The organism is Dietzia sp. B44 (assembly GCF_014145245.1).
Classification (GTDB): Bacteria; Actinomycetota; Actinomycetes; order Mycobacteriales; family Mycobacteriaceae; genus Dietzia; species Dietzia natronolimnaea.
Map to the genome: position 1 here is coordinate 1 of NZ_JAALEF010000088.1, position 7,706 is coordinate 7,706.

Below are 7,706 nucleotides of genomic sequence, written 5' to 3' on the forward strand. Positions count from 1 at the left end.
GGTCGGGGCGCTCCCGCCCGCGCCGGCCCGGGACTACCGCGGGGCGGAGTGCGCCCGATCACCCAGGGCCGAGGTGAACGCCCACGCATCGCGGACGATCGTGTGCAGGTCGGTCCGGGTGGGGGTCCACCCCAACTCGGTCATCGCCTTCTCGCTGGAGGCCACCAGGACTGCGGGGTCGCCGGCGCGCCGCGGTGCGACCACGTCCGGGATCGGGTGCCCGGTGACCTCGCGGCACACGTCGATCACCTCGCGGACGGAGAAGCCCTCCCCGCTGCCGAGGTTGAGTACACGGTGGACGCCGGGTCGGTTGGACTCCAGGGCCAGTAGGTGCGCGTCGGCGAGGTCGGCGACGTGGATGTAGTCGCGGACGCATGTCCCGTCCGGGGTGGGCCAGTCGTCGCCGAAGACCTTGATGTCGGATCGGTGTCCCAGGGCCACCTGCAGGACCAGCGGGATGAGGTGGGTCTCGACGACCCGGTTCTCTCCCACCGGACCGTGGGCGCCGGCCACGTTGAAGTAGCGCAGACTCGTGGCGGCGAGCCCGTGGGCCACCGCATACGAGGTGATGGCGTGATCGATCGCCAGTTTCGTGGCGCCGTAGGTGTTGGTGGGCCGGGTGGGCATGTCCTCGGTGATCGGGATCTGCTCCGGCTCGCCGTAGGTCGCCGCGGTGGACGAGAAGACGAGGTTGGTGACGTCGGCGGCGCGCATCGCGTCGAGGAGCGCGAGGGAGGTCACGACGTTGCCCTGCCAGTACTCCGCGGGCTTCTCCACCGACTCCCCGACGAGGGACCGGGCGGCGAAGTGCAAGACCCCGTCGAATCCCGGGTCCAGGACCTCGCCCGCCAGCGCGGCGACATCGCCCTCGATGAACGTCGCCTCCGCGGGGACGCCCGACCTGTTGCCGGTGGAGAGGTCGTCCAGGACCACGACCTCGTGTCCGCGCTCGACGAGCACGGTCGCGCAGACCCCGCCGACGTAACCCGCCCCACCGGTGACGAGGAGCTTCACGGGAGGATCTCGACCTGGATCGCGTGCGCGTGGTCGCCGTCGAGTTCCACGGTGTGACCGTCACCGGAGTCGAGTTCGACGAGGTGGCCCCGCCGGGTCGCGGTCACGGTCCGCAGTGGTTCCACACCGTGCGCGCGGAGCTCGGAGATGAGGTCGGTGTCGATCTGGACGTTCTCGCCGATCGCCTGGATCCGGACGCTGTGCGGGATGTCCGTGTCCAGCGCCGACAGGCGGGTGAACGCGCGATCGTTGGCCATCTGGGAGGTGTAGCCGATCCGGTCGAGCCCTGGAATGGGGTTGCCGTACGGTGACGTCCTCGGGTCGTCGAGTACCTCGATGAGGCGACGCTCCACGTCGTCACTCATGACGTGCTCCCATCGACACGCCTCGGCGTGGACCTTCTCCAGTTCCAACCCGATCACATCGACGAGCAGTCGCTCCGCGAGCCGGTGCTTACGCATCACGTCCACGGCCAGATCCCGGCCGGTCGTCGTGAGCTGCAGGTGACGGTCGGGCGCCACGTGTACGAGGCCGTCGCGTTCCATCCGCGCGACCGTCTGGCTCACGGTCGGACCGCTCTGCTCGAGTCGCTCCGCGATCCTGGCCCGGAGTGGGATGACTCCCTCCTCCTCGAGCTCATAGATGGTGCGGAGGTACATCTCGGTGGTGTCCACCAGGTCTTTCACGCTGAATCCTCCACGTCGGATCGTCGCAGGTAGTCGCTCCCGGTGGTCGACGGTCCCCTCCGGGTTCACGGTCGAGACTACCGCCGGGCCTCGAACCGGGGTGGGGAGCGGGCAATCGGGGGTCGGCTCGGGTCCCGCCGCGTAGATTCGTGGGGCGCGCATCTCGGTGTTCCCACCGGATGTGGGCCGCCGGGAGCGTCCCGGTGCGAGGGGAGGACGGGTGGCAATGGCCGGTATCCGGGACGGCGTCGCGGCCGCGGTGGTGTGGAGTCCCTCGCTGATGGAGTACCGGCACTCCGCCGATCATCCGATGAGTCCGCGCAGACTCGATCTGACCATGTCGCTGGCCACGGAACTGGGGGTCCTGCAGGGCGTCGAGATGCTGGACCCCGGGTGGGCGAGCGACGAGGAGCTGCTCCGCGTCCACACGTCCCGCTACATCGGCGCCGTCAGGGCGGCCGGCGACCTGCCGCCCGGGGAGCACTTCGGGATGAGCCACGGTCTCGGCACGGCGGACAACCCGACGTTTCCGGGCATGCACGAGGCGAGCGCCGCGGTGGCCGGAGGAACCTTGGCCGCAGCGCGGGCGATCGCCAGTGGCGCCGCGACGCGGGCGGTCTCCGTGGCCGGCGGCATGCACCACGCCATGCCCGCGGCCGCCGCCGGCTTCTGCGTCTACAACGACGCCGCGGTGGCCATCAGCTGGTTGCTCGACAACGGGTACGACCGCATTGCCTACGTGGACATCGACGTCCACCACGGGGACGGTGTCCAGGCCGCCTTCTACGAGGATCCGCGTGTGCTGACCATGTCCCTGCACCAGCACCCGGCGACCCTGTGGCCGTCGACGGGCTGGGCATCGGAGACGGGGGTGGGCCGCGCGGAGGGGACCGCGGTCAACCTGGCGTTCCTGCCGGCGGTCACCGACGGGCTGTGGATGCGCGGGTTCCACGCGGTCGTTCCCGGGGTCCTGCGGGCCTTCGAGCCACAGATCATCGTCATGCAGGCCGGATGCGACTCGCACCGCGAGGACCCGCTCGCCGACCTGTCCCTCACGGTCGACGGGCACCGCGAGTCCTACCTCCGACTCATCGCACTGGCGGACGAGCTCTGCGAGGGGCGGATCATCGCCATCGGCGGTGGGGGCTACGAGCTGGTCCGGGTGGTCCCGCGATCGTGGACCCATCTCATCGCCGCCGTCCTCGGCGTCCCCGTGGATCCGGGGACCCGGGTACCGGAGGAGTGGAAGGCCATGGCCGCCCGGTTCACCGTTCCGGACAGGGTCCCGCAGACGATGAGTGACGGCGGAGATCCCGCGCACACGCCCTGGGAGCCCGCCGGTGCCGATCGTGGGGGAGAGGTGGACCGGACACTGGCCCGACTCGACCAGTCGATCCTCGACACCCGCCGCTCGGTGTACCCCCTGCTCGGACTCGACCCGGACGATCCCCGGGACTGACCGCACCACCCCCGCGTCGCGGGTGCCCACCATTCACAACAGTTGTCTCATGGAGGACCACGATGGCCAACCCCGGTGACGGAACGACCGACGGCGGCGCCCCCGAGGGTGACGCGCCGGTCGTCAACCCGCCAGAACACGCCTCCACCGACACGGCGGTCGACGACTATCCGGAGGGCTATCCACACGAGTGGGCGGCGGATGTCCTGGGTTCCGACGGCCGGGCGGTGCGGATCCGGCCGGTCCTGCCCAACGACTCCGAGAAGATCACCCGCTTCCACGCCAGCCTCTCCGAGCGGACCCGCTACCTGCGCTACTTCGGCTCCCACGACGTCCTGTCGGCCAAGGAACTGCAGCGGATGACCAACGTCGACTACCGCGACCGGATGGCGTTCGTCGCGGAACTGGGCGCGGAGATCATCGGGATGGCGATCTACGAGAGGCTCCCGGACTCGACGTTCGCGGAGGTGGCGTTCACCATCTCGGACCAGCACCAGGGCCGGGGGCTCGGATCGATCTTCCTCGAGCATCTCGCGGGGTCCGCCGCCGAGTGCGGGATCGACCACTTCGAGGCGGAGGTGCTCTCGGAGAACCGGTCGATGATCCAGGTGTTCCGTCGGGCGGGGTACGAGATCTCGCGCTCCTTCGATGGATCAACCCTGCATCTCGAGTTCGCGATCGACCCCACCGAGGCGTTGACCAACGTCCGTAACGCCCGCGAGACCGCGGCCGAGGCGCGCAGCCTCGCGAGGGTCCTGACCCCCGCCTCGGTGGCGGTCATCGGCGCCTCCGACCAGGTCGGCAAGATCGGCCACACGGTCCTGCGCAACCTCATCGGGAACGGGTTCTCCGGCCCGGTGTACCCGGTCAACTCCGATGCGACCTCCGTGCAGTCCGTTCGTGCCTACGCCAGCGTCCGCGACATCCCCGACCCGGTCGACCTGGCCGTGGTGGCGGTTCCGGCCGCGTCCATGTCCGAGGTGCTCGACGACTGCCTGTCCAAGGGGGTCTCGACCCTCGTCGTGATCTCGGCCGGGTTCTCCGACGTCGGCAGCGCCGGAGTGGTGTCCGAACGTCGCCTGGTGAGCGAGGCCCGCGCCCACGGGATGCGGGTGGTGGGGCCCAACGCCCTCGGGGTGATCAACACCTCCCCCGACGTCCAGCTCAACGCCACCCTCGCCGAGGTGGTCCCGGGGCCGGGTCGGGCCGGGTTCTTCTGTCAGTCGGGTGCCCTGGGGATCACGATCCTCGCCGCCGCCGCCCGCCGGGGTCTGGGACTGTCGACATTCGTCTCCGCGGGGAACCGTGCGGACGTCTCCGGCAACGATCTGCTCCAGTACTGGGATACCGACACCGGGACCGAGGTGGTCCTGCTCTACCTCGAGAGTTTCGGCAACGCCCGCAAGTTCTCGCGGATCGCGCGCCGCGTGGCCCGCAACAAGCCGGTGGTGGTGGTGCGCCGGGCCGTCGACGACCTGGAATCGGGAGTGCAGGGTCTGACCGCCTCGGCCATCCGCGGACTGTTCCGCGACTCCGGGCTCATCCAGGTGGACTCCATCACCGACATGTTCGACACGGCGACGTTGCTCGCCTATCAGCCGTTGCCGGCGGGCGGCCGTCTGGCGATCGTCGGGAACTCGACCGCCGTCGGCCGACTGGGCGGGGACTCCGCGCGGTTGCAGGGATTCACCGTGGCGCACTCGGTCGACCTGGGCGCGGGAGCGCTACCCGAGGACTTCCGGGCCGCGATCGCCGACGTGGTGGCCCGCGACGAGGTGGACTCGGTGCTGACGGTGTTCGTGCCACCGGTGGCCACCGAGCCCGATGCCTACGCCGAGGCCATCCGTGCCGCGGCGGCCGACAGTTCCAAGCCGGTGGTGAGTACCTTCCTCGCCGGCGAGGGACTGCCCGAGGGGCTCACCATCACCGACGAGTCCGGCGTGGCCTCGCGGGGTTCCATCCCGTCGTACCCGTACCCCGAGCGTGCGGTGTCGGCGCTGGTGCGCGCCCGCCGCTACGCCGAGTGGCTGGACCAGCCCGCGGAGGAGCCGGCCGAGTACGACGACATCGACCGCGCCCGCGCGCGGGATCTCGTCGATTCTCTGTGTCACTCGAACGCCGGGAACGAGTCGTTCGAACTCACCCAGGGGCAGGTCCGGAGTCTGCTGGAGTGCTACGGGGTGGGGATCGTCGACTACCGTGTGGCGGTCGGGGTGGAGCAGGCGGCCATGGCGGCCGAGGAGCTCGGGTACCCGGTGGCGGTCAAGGCGATGGGGGAGAGGTGGCGGACCCGGAGTGACCAGTCCGGGGTCCGCCTGGACCTGACCGACGCGGGGGCCGTGCGTCACGCGTTCGACGACCTCAAGGCGACCACTGGTTCCCGGGCACTCCACGTCCAGAAGATGGCCACCAAGGGGGTCGCGGTGACGATCCGGGTGGCGGACCACCCGATCTTCGGCTCGCTCATTTCCTTCGGCCTGTCCGGGATGCTCTCGGACCTCCTCGCCGATCGCGCGTTCAGCACCCTGCCGATCTCCCCCTCGGAGGCCCGGTCGCTCCTCGACCGTCCTCGGGCCGCGCCCATCCTCGACGGATATGCGGGGGACACCCCGGCCGACAAGGACGCCCTGGTGGAGCTCATGGGCCGGATGTCGTGCCTGGTGGAGGACGTCCCCGAGCTCAGACGGCTGTCTCTCGACCCCGCGCTCGCGGCCCCCGACGGTGTGTCCGTGTTGTACGCACAGGTCCATCTGGGGCCGCCCCCGCGGTTCAGCGGGGACGAGGGCCCGCGGAGACTGCGCTAGCTGTCGGTACAGCCGGCGCGGCGTGCGCGGCGGGTCGGCCACTGCGCCGGCGCGGCTCGTCGCCCGGTCCGGACACGACGACGCCCCGGCTCCGGTGGCGGTGTGAACCCGCCTGACCGTGGAGCCGGGGCGTCGTGGTGTCCTCGTCCGGCCCGGACCTCAGACCGCGTAGGAGCGGAGCTTGTCGGCGCGGCGCCCTTCACGGAGCTTCGCCATGACCTCGCGCTCGATCTGGCGGACGCGCTCACGCGAGAGCCCGAAACGCTTGCCGATCTGATCGAGGGTGCGGGGCTGGCCGTCATCGAGACCGAACCGCAGTGTGATGACCTGTTGTTCGCGCTCCTCGAGCGTGGACAGGACCGCACGGACGTCCGAGTGCATGACGTTGGTGACGACCGTGTTCTCGGCGCTGGTGGCCTCGGCGTCCTCGATGAAGTCGCCCAACGGCGCCTCCTCGTCCGCGCCGACGGGCATGTCCAGGCTCACCGGGTCGCGCGAGTGGTCGAGCAACTCCTCGATCTTGTGCGCGGGGATCCCCGACTCCTCCGCCAGCTCGTCGAGGGTCGCCTCGCGACCGAGCTGCTGGTGGAGCTCCCGCTTGATGCGGGCGAGCTTGTTGACCTGCTCGACCAGGTGCACGGGGAGCCGGATGGTGCGGGACTGGTCCGCCATCCCCCGGGTGATCGCCTGGCGGATCCACCACGTGGCGTAGGTCGAGAACTTGAAGCCCTTGGCGTAGTCGAACTTCTCCATGGCCCTGATCAAGCCGAGATTGCCCTCCTGGATGAGGTCCAGCAGCGGCATGCCGCGCCCCGTGTAGCGCTTGGCGAGTGAGACCACCAGGCGCAGGTTGGCCTCGAGGAGGTGTGCGCGGGCGGCCTCGCCCTCCGCGACGATCACCTTGAGGTCGGCCTTCTTGGTGGGGCCCATCCGCTTCTTGGTGGCCAGGAGATGGGCGGCGTAGAGACCGGCCTCGATACGCTTGGAGAGTTCGACCTCGTCCTCCGCGTTCAGCAGAGCCGTCTTGCCGATCCCGTTGAGGTAGACGCGGACGAGGTCCGCGCTGGGGCTCTGGCCATCCGAATCCGCCTCCGTCCGACGGTCCGATCGGGTGGTGGCTGACGTCATGTCTCCTCCTCCTGCCGGCCCGGGGGATCAGAGTCGGCGGTCGGTTGCTGATGGACGGAACGGACGCGTGTCCGGGTCACGGTCACGTACTGCTACAACGGCAGGGGTGCCGGGAATGTTCCCGGGCCCATGACGTCCGTCACGACGTCCGGGAACCCGAGGTGTCGACGAGGACGGTGAACGGGCCGTCGTTCACGGAGCTGACCTGCATCATCGCGCCGAACGCCCCGGTCTCGACCTCGAGTCCCCGCTCACGGAGACCTCGCACCACCGCATCGACCGCGGCCTCGGCCCGAGCCCCGGGCGCCGCGCGGGACCACGACGGTCGGCGCCCCTTGCTCGTCGACCCCATGAGGGTGAACTGGCTGACCACCAGGACGGGCACGCCGATCTCGACCGCGCCCGCCTCACCAGGCAGGATGCGCAGCTCCGCGATCTTGCGGACCATCGTGGCGACGTCCCCCTCGTCGTCGTCGGTCGACACCCCCAGCAGCACCAGCAGCCCGGCGCGGGGGAGTGCGCCCACGATCTCCCCGTCCACGGTGACCGACGCCTCGGTGACGCGCGTGATGACGGCCCTCACCCGCCCACCGGCCCCGGGGTGGCGGCGGCGCG

General features: G+C 70.3%; 6 protein-coding genes. 2 read left to right on the plus strand and 4 right to left on the minus strand.

The genetic code is table 11. From position 1 onward, the window contains the following. Positions 1-33: 33 nt before the first annotated feature. Together galE and G6017_RS03790 are read right to left on the minus strand one after the other, a co-directional pair. Positions 34-1,014 carry a UDP-glucose 4-epimerase GalE gene (gene galE / locus G6017_RS03785; RefSeq protein ID WP_182610774.1) on the minus strand — a complete coding sequence of 327 codons (981 nt, stop codon included), beginning with the start codon at positions 1,012-1,014 and terminating at the stop codon, positions 34-36. Next, positions 1,011-1,700, minus strand: coding sequence for an iron-dependent transcriptional repressor DtxR (locus G6017_RS03790; RefSeq protein WP_179525206.1), 690 nt, complete (start codon positions 1,698-1,700; stop codon positions 1,011-1,013). The genes galE and G6017_RS03790 overlap by 4 nt, the downstream gene beginning before the upstream one ends. Positions 1,701-1,926: 226 nt before the next feature. Here G6017_RS03790 and G6017_RS03795 point away from each other — a divergent pair, with 226 nt between their 5' ends. Then, positions 1,927-3,159 carry an acetoin utilization protein AcuC gene (locus tag G6017_RS03795; protein WP_182610773.1) on the plus strand — a complete coding sequence of 411 codons (1,233 nt, stop codon included), beginning with the start codon at positions 1,927-1,929 and terminating at the stop codon, positions 3,157-3,159. A gap of 62 nt (positions 3,160-3,221) precedes the next feature. Next, positions 3,222-5,963 carry a bifunctional acetate--CoA ligase family protein/GNAT family N-acetyltransferase gene (locus G6017_RS03800; protein WP_179525208.1) on the plus strand — a complete coding sequence of 914 codons (2,742 nt, stop codon included), beginning with the start codon at positions 3,222-3,224 and terminating at the stop codon, positions 5,961-5,963. Positions 5,964-6,122: 159 nt separating this feature from the next. Here the strand turns inward: G6017_RS03800 and G6017_RS03805 are convergent, their stop codons facing one another. Together G6017_RS03805 and dtd are read right to left on the minus strand one after the other, a co-directional pair. Further along, the gene (locus tag G6017_RS03805; RefSeq protein ID WP_179525209.1) at positions 6,123-7,091 is read right to left on the minus strand and encodes a sigma-70 family RNA polymerase sigma factor; all 969 of its coding nucleotides are present in this window, start codon (positions 7,089-7,091) and stop codon (positions 6,123-6,125) included. Between the two features lie 139 nt (positions 7,092-7,230). Continuing rightward, a complete protein-coding gene (gene dtd, locus G6017_RS03810) occupies positions 7,231-7,674 on the minus strand; it encodes a D-aminoacyl-tRNA deacylase (protein WP_182610960.1) in 444 nt (147 codons plus the stop codon). Positions 7,675-7,706 lie beyond the last annotated feature (32 nt).

Coding starts and splice junctions, on each gene's coding strand:
- G6017_RS03795 (WP_182610773.1), top strand. CDS start 1,927: ATGGCCGGTATCCGGGACGGCGTCGCGGCCGCGGTGGTGTGGAGTCCC.
- G6017_RS03800 (WP_179525208.1), top strand. CDS start 3,222: ATGGCCAACCCCGGTGACGGAACGACCGACGGCGGCGCCCCCGAGGGT.
- G6017_RS03805 (WP_179525209.1), bottom strand. CDS start 7,091: ATGACGTCAGCCACCACCCGATCGGACCGTCGGACGGAGGCGGATTCG.